Annotated in this window: 15 protein-coding genes; 9 read left to right on the forward strand and 6 right to left on the reverse strand. The window is 67.7% G+C overall.

Annotation, left to right across the window (positions count from 1 at the left end; translation table 11 throughout):
* Positions 1-3: 3 nt before the first annotated feature.
* Positions 4-1506, forward strand: a complete 1503-nt coding sequence (locus WFK98_RS15225) for a M48 family metalloprotease (RefSeq protein WP_266340402.1) — start codon at positions 4-6, stop codon at positions 1504-1506.
* 93 nt (positions 1507-1599) lie between these two features.
* On the opposite strand, the gene ilvD is transcribed toward WFK98_RS15225, so the two are convergent.
* Positions 1600-3456, reverse strand: coding sequence for a dihydroxy-acid dehydratase (gene ilvD / locus WFK98_RS15230; protein ID WP_266340401.1), 1857 nt, complete (start codon positions 3454-3456; stop codon positions 1600-1602).
* A gap of 260 nt (positions 3457-3716) precedes the next feature.
* Here ilvD and WFK98_RS15235 point away from each other — a divergent pair, with 260 nt between their 5' ends.
* Entirely contained in the window at positions 3717-4736 is a 1020-nt protein-coding gene (locus WFK98_RS15235; RefSeq protein ID WP_336800836.1) for a TerC family protein, read from the forward strand.
* Here the strand turns inward: WFK98_RS15235 and WFK98_RS15240 are convergent.
* Both WFK98_RS15240 and WFK98_RS15245 read right to left on the reverse strand, forming a co-directional pair.
* Complete coding sequence (locus tag WFK98_RS15240; RefSeq protein ID WP_336800837.1) at positions 4694-5863, reverse strand: M20 aminoacylase family protein; 1170 nt, start codon at positions 5861-5863, stop codon at positions 4694-4696. The genes WFK98_RS15235 and WFK98_RS15240 overlap by 43 nt on opposite strands.
* An 89-nt stretch (positions 5864-5952) precedes the next feature.
* Positions 5953-6666: an urease accessory protein UreE gene (locus WFK98_RS15245; RefSeq protein ID WP_336800838.1), complete on the reverse strand. Its 714-nt coding sequence runs from the start codon at positions 6664-6666 to the stop codon at positions 5953-5955.
* Positions 6667-7051: 385 nt separating this feature from the next.
* Here WFK98_RS15245 and WFK98_RS15250 point away from each other — a divergent pair, with 385 nt between their 5' ends.
* The 4 genes from WFK98_RS15250 to WFK98_RS15265 all read left to right on the forward strand — a co-directional run bounded on the left by WFK98_RS15250 (position 7052) and on the right by WFK98_RS15265 (position 10582).
* Complete coding sequence (locus WFK98_RS15250; protein WP_336800839.1) at positions 7052-8353, forward strand: D-alanyl-D-alanine carboxypeptidase family protein; 1302 nt, start codon at positions 7052-7054, stop codon at positions 8351-8353.
* Positions 8354-8393: 40 nt separating this feature from the next.
* Complete coding sequence (locus tag WFK98_RS15255) at positions 8394-9599, forward strand: CobW family GTP-binding protein (RefSeq protein ID WP_336800840.1); 1206 nt, start codon at positions 8394-8396, stop codon at positions 9597-9599.
* A 113-nt stretch (positions 9600-9712) separates the two neighbouring features.
* A complete protein-coding gene (locus WFK98_RS15260; protein ID WP_266340395.1) occupies positions 9713-9976 on the forward strand; it encodes a hypothetical protein in 264 nt (87 codons plus the stop codon).
* 75 nt (positions 9977-10051) lie between these two features.
* Positions 10052-10582, forward strand: a complete 531-nt coding sequence (locus WFK98_RS15265) for an NADPH-dependent FMN reductase (RefSeq protein ID WP_336800841.1) — start codon at positions 10052-10054, stop codon at positions 10580-10582.
* Here the strand turns inward: WFK98_RS15265 and WFK98_RS15270 are convergent.
* Complete coding sequence (locus WFK98_RS15270) at positions 10570-10860, reverse strand: sulfurtransferase TusA family protein (protein WP_266340393.1); 291 nt, start codon at positions 10858-10860, stop codon at positions 10570-10572. The genes WFK98_RS15265 and WFK98_RS15270 overlap by 13 nt on opposite strands.
* Positions 10861-10979: 119 nt before the next feature.
* Between WFK98_RS15270 and WFK98_RS15275 the strand changes: the two genes are divergently transcribed.
* Entirely contained in the window at positions 10980-12419 is a 1440-nt protein-coding gene (locus WFK98_RS15275) for a lipopolysaccharide biosynthesis protein (RefSeq protein WP_336800842.1), read from the forward strand.
* Complete coding sequence (locus WFK98_RS15280; RefSeq protein WP_336800843.1) at positions 12416-13555, forward strand: GNAT family N-acetyltransferase; 1140 nt, start codon at positions 12416-12418, stop codon at positions 13553-13555. The genes WFK98_RS15275 and WFK98_RS15280 overlap by 4 nt, the downstream gene beginning before the upstream one ends.
* Here WFK98_RS15280 and WFK98_RS15285 read toward each other — a convergent pair.
* Positions 13518-14558: a YeiH family protein gene (locus WFK98_RS15285; RefSeq protein WP_336800844.1), complete on the reverse strand. Its 1041-nt coding sequence runs from the start codon at positions 14556-14558 to the stop codon at positions 13518-13520. The genes WFK98_RS15280 and WFK98_RS15285 overlap by 38 nt on opposite strands.
* A gap of 83 nt (positions 14559-14641) precedes the next feature.
* Between WFK98_RS15285 and WFK98_RS15290 the strand changes: the two genes are divergently transcribed.
* Entirely contained in the window at positions 14642-15532 is an 891-nt protein-coding gene (locus tag WFK98_RS15290) for a LysR family transcriptional regulator (RefSeq protein ID WP_336800845.1), read from the forward strand.
* Here the strand turns inward: WFK98_RS15290 and WFK98_RS15295 are convergent.
* Positions 15522-16133, reverse strand: coding sequence for a CAP domain-containing protein (locus WFK98_RS15295; protein ID WP_336800846.1), 612 nt, complete (start codon positions 16131-16133; stop codon positions 15522-15524). The two genes, WFK98_RS15290 and WFK98_RS15295, sit on opposite strands and share 11 nt — an antisense overlap.
* Positions 16134-16214: the final 81 nt, after the last annotated feature.

Raw genomic sequence — 16214 nt, forward strand, 5'->3', positions numbered from 1 at the left:
AGAATGACGGCATTCGGTGCCACACTGGATAGGGAGCGGTCGAGCTCCCCCGGCGCGCTTCTCTGGAAGGCGGCGATCCTCACGGCGAGCCTGCTGCTCGCCGGCTGCACAACCGTGCTCGAGCAGACCTATGGCCCGCCGCAGACGACGGCCGGCGCGGCGACGCCGCCCCCGGTCGATCCCGAGCAGGCCCGCATCGGCGCGCAGGAGCATCCGCGCATCGTTGCGAGCTTCGGCGGCGTCTATCACGACGACAAGCTGGAGAAGACGGTGGCCCGCATCGTCGGCCGCATCGTCGCCGCCTCCGACGACCCGTCGCAATCCTATCGCATCACCATCCTGAACACGCCCTCGGTCAACGCCTTCGCGCTGCCGGGCGGCTATCTCTATGTGACGCGCGGCCTGCTGGCGCTGGCGAACGATTCCTCCGAAGTCGCGGCCGTCATCGCGCACGAGATGGGCCACGTCACCGCCAACCACGCCATGCAGCGCCAGAACAAGGCGCGCGCCGCGATGATCGTCAGCCGCGTCGTCACCGACGTGCTGCAGGACGGCGACGCCGGCCAGCTGGCGCTCGCCTCCAGCCAGCGGACGCTCGCCGCCTTCTCGCAGCAGCAGGAGCTGGAGGCCGACGCGATCGGCGTCCGCACCATCGGCAAGGCCGGCTACGATCCCTTCGCCGCGGCCCGCTTCCTCGACCTGATGGGCCGCTTCGCCGCCTACAAGTCGGCCGGCAGCGTACAGGACAAGCGACCGGACTTCCTCGCCTCGCACCCGGCGACGCCGCAGCGCGTCGATTTCGCCATCCGCGCCGCCCGCCAGTTCGGCGCGCCGGGCATCGGCGAGGTCGACCGCGACCGCTACCTGCAAGGCATCGACGGCATGCTCTATGGCGACGACCGCTCGCAGGGCTTCGTCCGCGGCAAGAATTTCTATCACCCGACGCTGGGCGTCGGCTTCACCGTGCCGAACGGGTTCGTGCTCGACAACACGGCGGATGCGGTGCTGGCGACGGCGCCGGACGGCACGGCGCTGCGCTTCGACGGCGCCAACCTGCCTGTCGGCACGGCGCTGGCCGACTACATCGCGTCAGGCTGGGTCAACGGGCTCGACCGCAATTCGATCAAGAGCTTCACGGTCAACGGCCTCGAGGCCGCTTCGGCGCGCGCCGAGGCCAAGGGCTGGGTGTTCCGCATCGCCGTGATCCGGGTCGGCGCCAGCGCCACCTATCGCTTCATCTTCGCCAACGAGACGGATACGCCCGGCCTCGAGCAGGCGACGATGGAAACGGTGCAGAGCTTCCGCAAGCTGTCGCCACAGGAAGCCGCCGCGCTGAAGCCGCTGCGCGTCCAGCTGGTGACGGTGAAGACAGGCGACACGGTCGACAGCCTCTCCCGGCGGATGAACGGCGTCGACCGGCCGGCGGATCTCTTCCGCATCCTGAACGATATCAAGGGCAATGCGCTGCCGCCCGTCGGCGACAAGGTCAAGATTATCGACGATTGAGGCGCGTCGGCCCCTCGTGCCCTCGCAACGCAAGACCAGACAACAAAAAGGGCGCCAGGAGGCGCCCTTTTTCATTTCCGAGGATCCGTCGGATCAGACGTCGAAGCGGCTGACGTCACGGACGGCGCCCTTGTCGGCGCTGGTCGCCATGGCGGCATAGGCCTTGAGCGCGGTCGTCACGTTGCGCTTGCGCGGCTTGACCGGCTTCCAGCCGTCCTTGCCGCGGGCGTCCATGGCGGCGCGGCGCGCGGCAAGCTCCTCGTCGGAGATCTTGATGCGCAGGATGCGGTTCGGGATGTCGATCTCGATCGTATCGCCTTCCTCGACCAGGCCGATGGCGCCGCCGGCCGCCGCCTCGGGGGCAACATGGCCGATGGAGAGGCCCGACGTGCCGCCGGAGAAGCGGCCGTCCGTCACCAGCGCGCAGGCCTTGCCGAGGCCGCGCGACTTCAGATAGCTGGTCGGATAGAGCATTTCCTGCATGCCGGGGCCGCCGCGGGGACCCTCGTAGCGGATGATCACGACGTCGCCGGCCTTGACCTTCTTGTTCAGGATGCCGAGCACGGCGTCGTCCTGGCTCTCGAAGATCACGGCGGGGCCGGTGAACTTCAGGATCGACTCGTCGACGCCGGCGGTCTTCACCACCGAGCCGTTCAGCGCGATGTTGCCCTTCAGCACGGCGAGGCCGCCATCCTTGGAGAAGGCGTTCGGCACGTCGCGGATCGCGCCCTTCTCGCGGTCGAGGTCGAGATCGGTCCAGCGGCGGTCCTGGCTGAACGCCGTCTGCGTCGGCACGCCGCCCGGCGCCGCGCGGTAGAATTCGCGCACGCTCTCGCTGTTGGTCTGGCGGATGTCCCAGCGGGCGATCGCCTCGGCCATGGTCGAGGAATGGACGGTAGGCAGGTCGAGGTTCAGCAGATCGCCGCGGGCGAGTTCGCCGAGGATCGCCATGATGCCGCCGGCGCGATGGACGTCTTCCATGTGCACGTCCTGCTTGGCCGGCGCGACCTTGCAGAGCACGGGAACGTGGCGCGACAGGCGGTCGATGTCGTCGAGGTCGAAATCGATCTCGCCTTCATGCGCGGCCGCCAGGATGTGCAGGACCGTGTTGGTCGAGCCGCCCATGGCGATATCGAGCGTCATCGCATTTTCGAACGCGCCGAACGAGGCGACGTTGCGTGGCAGCACGCTCTCGTCGTCCTGCTCGTAGTAGCGGCGGGTGATATCGACGATCTGGTGGCCGGCCTCGATGAACAGGCGCTTGCGATCGGCGTGCGTCGCCAGCGTCGAGCCGTTGCCGGGCAGCGACAGGCCGAGCGCCTCGGTCAGGCAGTTCATCGAATTGGCCGTGAACATGCCCGAGCAGGAGCCGCAGGTCGGGCAGGCATTCTGCTCGATCAGCTTGACGTCGGCATCCGACACCGTCTCGTCGGCGGCGGCGACCATGGCGTCGACCAGGTCGAGCGCGTGCATCTTGCCATCGGAGAGAACCACCTTGCCGGCTTCCATCGGGCCGCCGGAGACGAAGATCGTCGGGATGTTGAGGCGCAGCGACGCCATCAGCATGCCGGGGGTGATCTTGTCGCAGTTCGAAATGCAGACCATGGCATCGGCGCAATGGCCGTTGACCATGTACTCGACCGAGTCGGCGATGATCTCGCGCGACGGCAGCGAATAGAGCATGCCGTCATGCCCCATCGCGATGCCGTCATCGATGGCGATCGTGTTGAATTCCTTGGCGATGCCGCCGGCCTTCTCGATCTCGCGCGCCACCAGCTGGCCGAGGTCCTTCAGGTGGACGTGGCCGGGGACGAACTGCGTGAACGAGTTTACCACCGCAATAATCGGCTTGCCGAAATCGCCATCCTTCATGCCGGTGGCGCGCCAAAGGCCGCGCGCGCCGGCCATGTTGCGGCCATGGGTGGAGGTACGGGAACGATAGGCGGGCATGATGACCTCGATCTACTGCGGTCTCCCTCATATAAGGCGCTGCCGATCGAGCGGAACGTCCGAGGGAGGTGGTGGCTAGGGTTGGTTGCACCAAAGCGGGGGGGATGTCGAGAAAATTCCTCCATCCAGACCCTTGCGAGTCACCGATCCGGGTGCCATTTGTCCCGAACGAGTGGGGTCCGGGCCCCTCTGGCGGTGTGTCGCCCACCGCGATGTCGGACCCTTGAGCCTATTGGCCCGGCGACCTGTGCTCGTGACTCATGGATATCGTTTCATTTCTCGGTGCCGAGTTTCTCGGCAAGTCCGCGGTCGCGTGGGCGTTGTTCGTCGGCGTCGTGGCGACGCTTCTCGTCCTCGATCTCGGCGTGCTCAACCGCGGCGATCACGAGATCGGCATCCGCCGCAGCCTCATCCTCTCCTCGTTCTATATCGGCGTCGCCCTGCTCTTCGGCGGCTGGGTCTGGTATGACCTCGGCGCCGACGCCGGCATGCTCTACCTGACCGGCTTCGTCGTCGAGAAGAGCCTCGCCCTCGACAACATCTTCGTCATCTCGTTGATCTTCGGCGCCTTCGCCATTCCGCGCGCCTACCAGCACCGGGTGCTGTTCTGGGGCATTCTCGGCGTGCTGGTGCTGCGCGCCATCATGATCGGCCTCGGCGCGGCGCTGATCTCGTCCTTCGGCTGGATCCTGTACTTCTTCGGCGCCTTCCTGATCATCACCGGCATCAAGATGCTGTTTGCCGGCGACGAGCCGATGGATCTGGAGAAGAGCCGCATCCTGAAGCTGGTCCGGCGCATGATTCCGGTTTCGCCGACGCTCGACGGCCACAACTTCTTCACCCATGTGAAGAAGGCCGACGGCAAGATGCACTGGGTGGCGACGCCGCTGTTCCTGGCGCTGGTCTCGATCGAGATCGCCGATATCGTCTTTGCGGTCGACAGCGTGCCGGCCGTGTTCGCGATCACGACCGATCCCTACATCGTCTACACCTCGAACATCTTCGCCATTCTCGGCCTGCGCGCGCTCTATTTCGCGCTCGCCGCCATGGTGCACCGGTTCGACTACCTGAAATACGCGCTGGCGCTCGTGCTGGTGCTGGTCGGCGGCAAGATCTTCTGGACCCACCTGGTCGGGCCGGTCGATACGCTGCTCTCGCTCGGCTCGACGCTGGGCCTGCTCGGCGGCGGCGTCATCCTCTCGCTGTGGAAGACGCGGCGCGACGACCGCGCCGCGCTTCAGGCCGGCGCCAGCGACGTCTCGACCAGACGCACCCAGTAGGATGCGCCGATCGGCAGGGCGTCGTCGTTGAAGTCGTAGGCCGGGTTGTGCAACCCGGCCGAGTCGCCATTGCCGATGAAGATGAAGGCGCCCGGCCGCTTCTCCAGCATGTAGGAGAAGTCCTCGCCGCCCATCATCGGCGCCACGTCGCGATCGACGCGATCGCCGCCGACGATCTCCGAGGCGATATCGCCGGCAAAGAGGGTGTTGGCGACATGGTTGACCGTCACCGGATAGTTGCGGTCGTATTCGACCTCGATGCTGACGCCATGGGCGGCGCCGATGCCGGCGGCGATCTCGCGGATCCGCCTCTCGGCGAGATCCCGCATCTCCGCCTTCAGCGTGCGGACCGTGCCGCCGAGAGCAGCGGTCTGCGGAATGATGTTGTGCGCCTCGCCGGCGTGGAACTTCGTCACCGAGACGACGACGGATTCGAGCGGATCGACCGAGCGGGACACGATCGTCTGCATCGCCTGCACCAGTTGCGCACCGATGACGATCGGGTCGAGGCTCAGATGCGGTTTGGCGGCATGGGCGCCGAGACCGGCGATGCTGAGGTTGAACTCGTCCGTCGCCGCCATGATCGGGCCCGGCCGGATCGCGAACTTGCCGAGGTCGAGGCCCGGCATGTTGTGCATGCCATAGACCTCGTCGATGCCGAACCGCTCCATCAGCCCGTCCTCGACCATGGCCCGGCCACCGCCGCCGCCCTCCTCGGCCGGCTGGAAGATGACGACCGCGGTGCCATCGAAATTGCGGGTCTCGGCCAGATACTTGGCGGCTCCAAGCAGCATCACGGTGTGGCCGTCATGGCCGCAGGCGTGCATCTTGCCAGGGATCGTGGAGCTATAGGGCTTGCCGGTGATCTCCGTCAGCGGCAGCGCGTCCATGTCGGCGCGCAGCCCCACCGTCCGGCCGCCCTCGCCGCGCCGGCCGCGGATGACGCCGACCACGCCGGTGCGGCCAAGGCCGGTCACGACCTCGTCGACGCCGAACTCCCGCAACCGCGCAGCCACCGAGGCGGCGGTCCGATGCACGTCGTAGAGGATTTCCGGATGCTGGTGCAGATCATGCCGCCACGCGGCCAGCTCGTCCTGATATTCGGCGAGACGATTGACGATCGGCATTCCGGAACTCCGCAGGATCTACAGCACGAAGCCCCACTCTAGCTGCAGCGCAGCAAGAAATCACGATCCGGTTTGCTTTTCCCATGCACTCAACCCTGACGGGGATTCGGCCCATCCGGGTCCCGGTCCTCCGGCTCCGAATGATCGTGCTGCGGATGGGCCGGGCTGCGGGCGTGGCTCTCCGACCGCGTGTAGGAATGCCGAGCGCGGCCGCTCGCATGCGCGTTGCCATGCGCCTCCGCGAAAACCGGACCATCGCGATGGAAACTTCCGCGTGCCGAGGCATGTCCCGGTCCCGACGAGGCGCCGAAGCTCTCCGAAAAGAACTGGCCGTCGCCAAAGCCCTGCCAGAAGCCGGCCCAAGGCCCGTCCTCCTCCGCACTGGGCGGGCCCTCCGGATCAAACGGCGCCTCGATCATCCGCGTAGCGGCGCCGAGCCCGGCCAGCGTGGCCTCCACGGCCGGATCGGGCCGAATGCGCAGGCGCTCGCCGACGATCTCGATCGGCAATTGGCGATTGCCGATATGCCAGGCGATGCGGCTCAGCTGGGCCGGGCTGGCGGCTGATATCTCGACCAGCGGTTCGGCGGCGGCCTCGACCGCGATGATGCGGCCATCCTCGAGCAGCAGCCCGTCGCCCTGGCGCAGGCCGAGCGCCATCGGCAGGTCGAGCAGAAAGGACACGCCGGCCCTGCCCGATATGGCGAGCCGGCGGCGATGGCGCGCGTCATAGTCGAGCAGGATGGTGTCGGCCGGGGGGCCGGTCCAGGAACCGGCGGGAAGAACGGCGGTTGCGCGGATCATCGGGCGCCTCATCACGACAGGCCGGTCCCGAACATGATGTCGGCCCGGCGATTTCCGACGCGCCGCCTGCCCCGCACGCGGCGGTCCATGCCCCCAATCTAGGCCATAACGCTACGTCATACCATGCGGCCATGCAAAGCCGGCGTGCCGCCACGCCGATTCACGAGCTGATTCACTTGCCAGATTCCGCGGATTTCCTAGCGAAAGCCTGTCCGTGCGGCATCCGGAGCCCACAGAAATTTCCACTCTGGTTCCAAGGACTTCGGGATTGTGATCGGTCCTGGCCGAATGGTCGCTTTGCCAATCGAGCCCCAGATCGGTTATTCAGGTCGGACGCGCCGGCCCCGTCGGTACTGCGACCTCCCCGAGACGGACAAAGCCAGACATGCACTTCGTGACCCGATCGATCGCCCGGTTCTTCGCACTCATCCTGCTGATCGGCCTTGGCGTGAACGCGGCATCCGCAGTGGAAACGCCCTACGTCGTCGTCGACATGGACAGCGGCAAGGTGCTGGCGGCGCGCAATCCGCACCAGGAATGGTATCCCGCCTCGGTCACCAAGCTGATGAACGCCTATGTCGTGTTCAAGGCGCTGCGCGCCGGCAAGCTGACGCTGGCGAGCCAGATCATCGTCTCGCGCCACGCGCTCGACGAGCCGCCGAGCAAGATGGGCTTCAAGGTCGGCACCGTCATCGACCTCGACAATGCGCTGAAGATGATGCTGGTCCACTCGGCCAATGACATCGCCATGGCGATCGGCGAGACGGTCGGCGGCAGCGAGGAAGGCTTCGTCGCCATGATGAACGCCGAAGCGGCTCGCCTCGGCATGACGAATACCCATTTCATCAATCCGAACGGCCTGCCCGGCGAAGGCCAGTACACCACGGCGCGCGATCTCGCCGTGCTGGCGCGGGCACTCTGGACCGAGTTTCCCGAGCGGCGCGAGCTCTACGGCATCACGGCGATCCGTTCCGGCAAGCGCGTGCTGAAATCGGCCAACTCGCTGCTCGAGCGCTATCCGGGCTCCAGCGGCATGAAGACCGGCTTCATCTGCGCCTCGGGCTTCAACGTCGTGGCGACCGCATCGCGCGACGGCCACACGCTCGCCGCCGTCGTTCTCGGCGCCAGCACCGCCAAGGAGCGCGCCGAGCTGACGGCTCGTCTGCTGAACCAGAGCTTCGGCAGCCTGGCGCTTTCCGGCAGCCGCCCGTCGCTCGCCAGCTTCCGCGGCGCCTCGCCGGTCGAAGGCGCGATCAACATGCGCGAGGATATCTGCAGCAAGAAGGATCGCGGCGAGCATGAGGCGGAGACAGCCGCCACGCCGAACCTGCCGAGCGCGCTGCAGCCGCGCGTCAAGCTGATGGAGCCCGTCGTCGTTTCGACGCTCGGCGTCCGCAACCCGGACGGGTCGATCAAGCCGGCCGCCGTTGCCGAAGCCGAGGACGAAGCGGCCGCCGCCGCGGCCGCGGCCGCCAAGCTCGAGAAGAAACAGAAGGGCAAGGCTGCGAAAAAGAAGGATGGCGAGAAGAAGACGGCCACCAAGCCCGTCCCCAAGCCGGTGAAGAAGGCCGACGAGAAGCCGGTCAAGGCGAAGGCGCCGGCCAAGCCGAAAATCGAGCTCGGCGTGCCGTTCGATTCGACCGACGTCGCGCCGCTGCCGGATTCCGCCCTCGCCGTCACGCAGTGATGCCCACGGCCCGTTCCGTGGCCCAGTTCCCGATCCCGCCATGCCTCAGCAAACCGAAGCCCGCCCCGCCCGCCAGCGCCCGAAGCCGATTCCGCTCACCGTGCTGACCGGCTTCCTGGGCGCCGGCAAGACGACCCTGCTGAACCGCCTCCTGCGCGACCCGACGCTGGCCGGCACAGCCGTTATCGTCAACGAATTCGGCGAGATCGGGCTGGACCACCTGCTGGTCGGCGAATCCGAGGATGGCATCATCGAGCTTTCCTCCGGCTGCCTCTGCTGCACCATCCGCGGCGAGCTGGTCACGACGCTCGAAAACCTGCTGCGCGCGCTCGACAATCACCGCATCGAACGTCTGGACCGGGTCGTGATCGAAACCACCGGCCTCGCCGATCCGGCGCCCGTGCTGCAGAGCGTGCTGCTCCACCCCTATCTCTCGATGCGCTACCGGCTCGACGGCGTCGTCACCGTGGTCGATGCCGTCAACGGCGCGCACACCCTCGACATCTCGGACGAGGCGAACCGGCAGATCGCCGTCGCCGACCGGATCGTGCTGACCAAGACGGACCTCGACGAAGCCGACCCGGCCATCCGCGACCGCATCTTCGCCCTGAACCCCGGCGCGAAGGTCCTCGAGGCCGGCCGCGACGACGTCCAGCCGGCGGATCTGTTCGATACGCAGCCCTTCACCACCGAGGGAAAGATCGCCGACGTTGTCGGCTGGCTGGCGGCCGAGGCGCAGGATCACGCCGGCCACCACCATCATCACCACGACCACCATGGGGATCATGGGCACCACCATGATCACGGCCATGACCATCATGGCCACGCCCACCCGCAGGCGCACGACGTCAACCGCCACGATGCGCGCATCCGTTCGTTCACGGCGACGCGCGCAACGCCGATCTCCCGCCATGCCCTCGATGATTTCCTCGACCGGCTGGCCCGCGAGCACGGCCCGAGCCTGCTGCGGCTGAAGGGGCTGGTGCAGACCGCCGACGCGCCGGACCGGCCGCTGGTGATCCAGGCGGCGCAGACGATCTTCCACCCGCCTGCCCGGCTCCCGGCCTGGCCGAGCGACGACCACCGCTCGCGACTGGTGCTGATCGTGCGCGATCTCCCCGAGGCAGCCGAGCGCGCCATCGTCGGCGCCTTCTCCGACCTGCCGCAGACCGACACGGCGGATGCAACAACGATCGCCGACAATCCACTCGCCATTTCGGGCTTTTCCGGCGTCTTCCGGCCCTAGCGCCATTCCGGTCATCCCCGCAAAAGGACTTCGGAAAAATCGCCGAACCCGAGCGGGAACTGAACGGAAAAATCGCCGTTGAGGCTGCAGATGCAACCGGAAGGAGACCCAAGATGTCGATGAAAATTGCCGTCGCCGCCGTGTCGATTGCCGCTTTCCTGCCGCTGATCCCGATCGAGGCGCAGGCGGTTACGCAGTCCGCAGCGAAGAACATCTGCATCAACCAGGCCGCCATCAAGCACAACTCGCTGCGCGGCAACGTGCATATCAATCGCGCCAGGATCCACAGCAACACCTATGAATTCGGGCTCGTGATCAACGACGCGCAGTTCAACTGCATCGTCACCAAGGGCGGCAAGGTCCGCTATCTCGGCTGACGCGGAAGCCCCTGGCGGATCCGGATCGCTCCGGCATCATGACGCTCCCGTCACGATGGAGCGATTCGGTCCGCCATGGTTCATGTCCTCACCCTTTGCGGCAGCCTGCGCGCGGCGTCCTCCAACCGGTCGCTGCTGCGCGCCGCCGAACTGATTGCGCCGGCGGGAGTGACGTTCGAACACTACGAGGGCATCGGCGAACTGCCGCATTTCAATCCGGACATCGAGGCCGGGCCGCTTCCCGTGCGGGTCGCGACGCTGCGCGCCCGCGTGGATAATGCCGACGCCCTGCTGATCTCCTGCCCGGAGTATGCGCGCGGCATCCCCGGCGCGTTCAAGAACGCGCTCGACTGGCTGGTCGGCGGTCATGAATTCCCCGGCAAGCCGATCGCGCTCTTCAACGCCTCGCCCCGCGCCTCCGACGCGCAATCACAGCTTCGCCTGGTGCTGACGACAATGTCGGGCCGCGTCGTCGACGAGGCGGCAATCAGCGTCGCCCTGATCGCCAAGGGCATGGAGGCAGGGGCGATCGCGGCGGATCCGGCTCTCCGGCCCACGATCGAGACGGGCCTCGCGGCGCTTCTTTCGGCCGTTCAGTCCGACTGAGCCACGCGCGTGCCGCGCTCGATGACGAAGCGCAGGATGGTGCGGCCGGCCTCCTCGAACCGCTCCTGCCGCACAAGCAAATGACCGTCCTCCTGGCAGAGATGCGGGAGATCGATCGCCGCCATCGGATCGGTCGCCTCGACCCGCAGCCGTTCGCCCGGCGCCATGCCGGCAAGATGCTTGCGCGCCTTCAAGACCGGCAGGGGACAGGCGATCCCGCGCGCATCCAGAAAGCGGTCGGCATCCGCGCCGCGCGTCGCTTCGGCTTCGTCCATCATCTCGTTCGGCGCATCCTGTCTCTGCCGGCTCCCCGGCCGGCGAACGCTTTCTTAAAGCAGAACGCCCTAGAAGGTGAACCCGGTCCCCGAACGCGATCCTGATCCAGGAGCCCTGCCCGTTGCGTGTTTCCTTCGTCGGCATGGTCGAGCGCCTTGCGCCGGCGGCGCTGCGCGCCCGGCTTTCCCGCTTCGCCGCCATCGCGGACAACATCGTGACGGGCCGCGACGACCGCGCCGTGGCGCAGCGCATGGCGCTGACCGCCTTCACCATCCGCGTGCTCTCCGCCGTCATCGCCTATGTCAGCCAGGTGCTGCTGGCGCGCTGGATGGGCGATTTCGAATATGGCGTCTATGTCGTCGTCTGGGTCGGCGCGGTCATCATCGGCGGCCTCGCCTGCCTCGGCATCCAGACCGCCGTCGTCCGCTTCGTGCCGGAATATGCGGCGCGCAACGAACTGGCGCTGCTGCGTGGCATCCTGATCGGCAGCCGCGTGCATGGCCTCGCCACCGCGACGCTGATCGGCGCCATCGGCCTGGTCGGCGTCTTCCTGTTCCGCGATCAGATCGCCGGATACTACGTCATGCCGCTCTATCTGGCGGCGATCTGCATTCCCATGCTGGCGATCGGCGAGATCCAGGACGGGCTGGCGCGCGGCTTCAACTGGGCCGACCTGGCGCTGTGGCCGACCTTCATCATCCGCCCCGTCCTGATCATCGCCTTCACCTTCGCCGCGCTCGAAATGGGCGCCGTTCCCGACGCGACCACGGCGATGACGACGGCGATCCTCGCCACCTACCTGACCAGCCTGCTGCAGATGGGAGCGCTCGCCTATCGCACGCGCAAGGTGGTGGCCCCGGGCGTCCGCCACTATCGCTCCTTCACCTGGATCGCCGTCGCCTTCCCGATCTTCCTGGTCGAGGGCTTCTTCAACCTGCTCACCAACGTCGACATCCTGATCGTCGGCCAGCTGCGCGCGCCGGAAGAGGTCGCGGTCTATTTCGCCACGGTGAAGACGCTGGCGCTCGTGCATTTCGTCTATTTCGCCGTCCGCGCCGCCACCATGCAGCGCTTCTCGCAATATTACGCCTCCGGCGACCGCGTCCGCTTCGAAGCGACCGTGCGCGATTCGCTGCACTGGACCTTCTGGCCCTCCGTCGTCGCCGTCCTCGTCCTGCTCGCCTGCGGCCGCTTCCTGCTGTCGATGTTCGGCGCGAGCTTCGTTTCCGGCTTTCCGCTGATCTTCATCTTCGCCGCCGGCCTGCTCGTCCGCGCCGCGATCGGCCCGGCGGAGAGCATCCTGACCATGGCCGGCGAACAGCGCATCTGCGCCGCCGTCTATGCCGGCACCTTCCTGGTCAACCTGATCCTGAACTACACGCTGATCCCGCATTTCGGGCTGGAGGGCGCGGCGATCGCCACCTCGCTGGCGCTCTGCCTCGAGACGCTCGCCGTCTACCTGGCGGTGCGCTGGCGTCTGAAACTGCGCTGCTCGATCCTGCATGTGCTGGGGCCGCGCGGCACGATCCGCCTGGCACCGCGCCCGGAGAGCCCGTCGTGAGCGAGGCGGCGGCCCAGGCTCCGGCCACGGACCTGACCGCCCGCGCGGCCGAGGACAATCCCTTCTTCACCGCCGGCATCCTCGGCGCGGCTCGACAACATCTCGGCGATGCCAGGGTGACGGTGGCCGAAATCACCGATGCCGCCGGCCAGACCATCGGCCTGGCGCCGATCCGGCCGACACGGCTCGGCCGCGTCGTGCCGGCGATGGCGGTCTGGGTACACCCGCATGGCCCGCTCGGCACACCGCTGCTCGACGCCGGCGCGATCGACGAGGCCGCGGCCGGACTGCTCGCCGCCATGGATGGCGGCCGACCGGGCCGGGCCATCCTCGAATTTCCCTATCTGGCGCTGGCGGGTCCCGTTGCCGACGCGCTCCGCCGCCAGGCCGGACTTGCCGGTCGCCCCATCGCCGTGCTCGCGGGCCACCGGCGCGCCATGCTGAAGCGCCCCTATCCGGATGCAACCGCCTTCCTGCAGACGATATCGACCAAGAAGCGCCGCGAACTGACGCGGCAATGGCGCCGCCTCGGCGACCTCGGCTCCGTGACGGTCGCGCATATCTCGGATCCGGCCCAGCACGCCGATGCGCTCGAAGACTTCTTCGCGCTGGAGGCGAGCGGCTGGAAGGGCCGACGCGGCACCGCGCTGGCGCTGCGCCCGCGGGAAAAAGCGTTTGCCCGGGCCGCCGTCGCGGACGGCGACGCTGTGATCCACGCCATCCGGCTCGATGGCCGCGCCGTCGCCATGCTGGTCAGCTTCCGGGCCGGCGCCAGCGCCGTCACCTGGAAGATCGCCTATGACGAGGCCTATGCCCGCTTCTCGCCCGGCGTCCATGTCATGCTGGAAGGGTCGAAGGCCCTGCTCGCCGACCCGGCCGTGGAGCGGATCGATTCGATCGCCGTCGCCAACCACCCGATGGTCGATCCGATCTGGCCGGACCGGCTGGAAATCGGCACGCTTGTGATCGGGCCGAAGGGCGGCGGGATCGGTTACGAGACGGGTCTGGCCCTGGCGAGGCTGGAACTAACCCTGCGTCCGATCGCCCGCCGCTTCTTGCGCGCCACCCGCAGGAAGGCCGAGGCGGTGAAGGCCCGGCTCAGGCGATCCCCATCAGCCGCATCGCCACAAGGCTGATCACGCCAAGGGCGGCGAGCGACAGGACAACCGTCGCCGTCACCCGCATGCCGGCCCGCGCCACCGAGCGGACATCGACGCCGAGCCCGAGCGCCGCCATGGCAAGCACCGTCAGGAAACCCGAGACCGGCGCGGTATGGGCGACGACGACATCCGGGATCAGGCCGGCCGAACGCAGCATGCCAAGGCCGATGAAGCCGAGGATGAACCACGGCACCATGTGGCGCAAATTGGGACGGCCGGCGTCGATGCGGGCGCCGTCGATCCGGCTCTGCAACAGCGACAGCACCAGCACGACGGGGCCGAGCATCAGGACGCGCAGCAGCTTGACCAGCGTGCCCATCTGCACGCTCGCGGCGGCAACCGGCGCGGTGGCGGCCAGCACCTGCGGCACCGCATAGACGGTGAGGCCGGCGAACACGCCATATTGCGTCACCGACAGGCCAAAGACCGGCATCAGCAGCGGAAGCGTCAGCACGACGACGACGCCGAGCACGGCGGTGAAGGCGATGGCGGAAGCCACATCCTCGCCATCGGCATGGATGACCGGAGCCGTGGCGGCGATGGCGGAATTTCCGCAGATCGAGTTGCCGCAGGCGATCAGGATCGCCATACCGCGATCGAGGCCCATCGTCCGGCCGATGCCGTAGCTGACGAGGATCGCACAGGCAACGACCACGGCGACGCCCACGAGCAGGGTCATGCCCTGCGCGGCGACGACAGAGGCGCTGATCGAAACGCCGAGCAGCATGACCGCCACCTCGAGCAGCGTCCGCGCGCTGAACGTGACGCCCGGCAGGAATATGGCGCCCGGCCGCCAGAGCGAGCGCACCGCCACGCCGAGCAGGATGGCGAGCACGACGCCGTCGAGCCAGGCACGTCCGAGAAACGACGCCTCGACATGCTCGATTGCGAGGGCGGCCACCGAGACCGCCGCAGTGAGGGCGAGTCCGGGGCCAAGGGCCTGCAGACGCGACGGGAGAGTACGAAGGGAAATCATCATGACGGCAGGATGATCCTGCCCAATCATGCATTCCATTTCGAAATATATTACTGTTCGTTCGACCCAATCGAACAAACAATGCCATGACCCTCGACCAGCTTAGAATTTTCATCGCGGTCGCCGAGCGCGAGCATCTGACCCGCGCGGCGGAGGCGTTGCGGCTGACGCCCTCGGCGGTGAGCTCGGCGATCCATGCGCTCGAGGCCCGCTATGACGCGCGGCTGTTCGACCGCGTCGGACGGCGGATCGAACTCACCGAGGCGGGCCGGGTTTTCCTGGTCGAGGCGCGGGCCACGATCGCCCGGGCGCAGGCGGCGGAACTGGCGCTTGCCGAACTGGGCGGGCTGCTGCGCGGCACGCTGGAGGTGCAGGCGAGCCAGACCATCGCCAGCTACTGGCTGCCGTCCGCGCTGGTGCGCTTCCGCGCCGCCTATCCCTCGCTCGGCATCCATCTGCAGATCGGCAACACCGAGACCGTGCGCCATGCCGTGCATGAGGGCCTCGCCGAAATCGGCTTCATCGAAGGCGAGATCGACGACCCGGCGCTGGCGACGCGCGCGGTCGGCGAGGACCGGCTGATTCTCGTCACGACGCCCGGCCATGCCCTGGCCCGGGCCGCGACGGTTGGCCCCGAAGAGATCGCCACCACACGCTGGGTGATGCGCGAGCGCGGCTCCGGCACGCGCTCGGTGTTCGAGGCGGCGCTGACGGCGCGCGGCATCCAGCCGGAGAGGCTGCAGGTCGACATGGAACTGCCCAGCAACGAGGCCGTGCGCGCCGCCGTCGAAACCGGCGAGCACGCCACTGTCGTCTCCGAACTGGTGGCGAGCCCGCATATCGAGGCCGGCAAGCTGGCGCGTGTCGCCTTCGAGATGACGCCGCGCGCCTTCCGCATGGTCTGGCACAAGGAGCGCTACCGCTCGAAGGCGGCGCGCGCCCTGGAGACGCTGCTGTCGGAGCCGACTAGCGGTTGACGACGGCGCCGCCGATCGAGACGACCGTGCTGCCATCGGCGGGCAGCGGGCCGCCGCCGACGACGGCCGGGCGCTCATAGGGCTTGGCCAGCACGAGCGACCAGTAGACCTTGTACTTGCTGTTCGGCGCATAGGCCGTGCCGATGCCGATCTTGGTGACACCCGGCTTCAGCATGTTGGCATTGTGGTGGGGCGAATCGCGCCAGCCGGAAAACGCCTCGGCGAGCGTGCGATAGCCGGCGCCGACATTTTCCGCCGCGATGCCGGCGTCGAAGCCGGAAGCCGCGAGGCGGCGCTGGAAGCTGCCGCCGACGTCATGGTTCACCTTGTCGGCCTTCGCCATGGCGCGCGCCTGGTCGGCGGCCATCTTGTTCAGCAGCGGGTCGACGGTGACGGTGCCGAGGCCCTTGTTCATGCGATAGCCGGAGATGAGGCTGGCGGCCGCCTGCGGGTCGACAGTGGCGCCGGCGGAATCGATCCGGTTGTAGAAGACCGGCGATTTCGGCGTGGTGTCGACGACCGTTTCCGAACAGCCGGCCAGGACGGCAGCGGCGGTCAGTGCGGCAAGCAGCGGGGGCAGGCGCCGGGAAGAGAGGAGCATGGAACGGCCTCGGGGGTAAGGGACGCGGTGACGTCTGGAATAGTCAGGAAACGCTAACGAACTGCGAGCGACACGCGACGC

The sequence above is a fragment of the Kaistia sp. MMO-174 genome, from assembly GCF_037147815.1.
Classification (GTDB): domain Bacteria; phylum Pseudomonadota; class Alphaproteobacteria; order Rhizobiales; family Kaistiaceae; genus Kaistia; species Kaistia nematophila.

Bases quoted from the DNA above. Each gene is read 5' to 3' on its own strand.
- WFK98_RS15225 (WP_266340402.1), top strand. From the start codon at position 4: ATGACGGCATTCGGTGCCACACTGGATAGGGAGCGGTCGAGCTCCCCC.
- ilvD (WP_266340401.1), bottom strand. From the start codon at position 3,456: ATGCCCGCCTATCGTTCCCGTACCTCCACCCATGGCCGCAACATGGCC.
- WFK98_RS15235 (WP_336800836.1), top strand. From the start codon at position 3,717: ATGGATATCGTTTCATTTCTCGGTGCCGAGTTTCTCGGCAAGTCCGCG.
- WFK98_RS15240 (WP_336800837.1), bottom strand. From the start codon at position 5,863: ATGCCGATCGTCAATCGTCTCGCCGAATATCAGGACGAGCTGGCCGCG.
- WFK98_RS15245 (WP_336800838.1), bottom strand. From the start codon at position 6,666: ATGATCCGCGCAACCGCCGTTCTTCCCGCCGGTTCCTGGACCGGCCCC.
- WFK98_RS15250 (WP_336800839.1), top strand. From the start codon at position 7,052: ATGCACTTCGTGACCCGATCGATCGCCCGGTTCTTCGCACTCATCCTG.
- WFK98_RS15255 (WP_336800840.1), top strand. From the start codon at position 8,394: ATGCCTCAGCAAACCGAAGCCCGCCCCGCCCGCCAGCGCCCGAAGCCG.
- WFK98_RS15260 (WP_266340395.1), top strand. From the start codon at position 9,713: ATGTCGATGAAAATTGCCGTCGCCGCCGTGTCGATTGCCGCTTTCCTG.
- WFK98_RS15265 (WP_336800841.1), top strand. From the start codon at position 10,052: ATGGTTCATGTCCTCACCCTTTGCGGCAGCCTGCGCGCGGCGTCCTCC.
- WFK98_RS15270 (WP_266340393.1), bottom strand. From the start codon at position 10,860: ATGATGGACGAAGCCGAAGCGACGCGCGGCGCGGATGCCGACCGCTTT.
- WFK98_RS15285 (WP_336800844.1), bottom strand. From the start codon at position 14,558: ATGATGATTTCCCTTCGTACTCTCCCGTCGCGTCTGCAGGCCCTTGGC.
- WFK98_RS15290 (WP_336800845.1), top strand. From the start codon at position 14,642: ATGACCCTCGACCAGCTTAGAATTTTCATCGCGGTCGCCGAGCGCGAG.
- WFK98_RS15295 (WP_336800846.1), bottom strand. From the start codon at position 16,133: ATGCTCCTCTCTTCCCGGCGCCTGCCCCCGCTGCTTGCCGCACTGACC.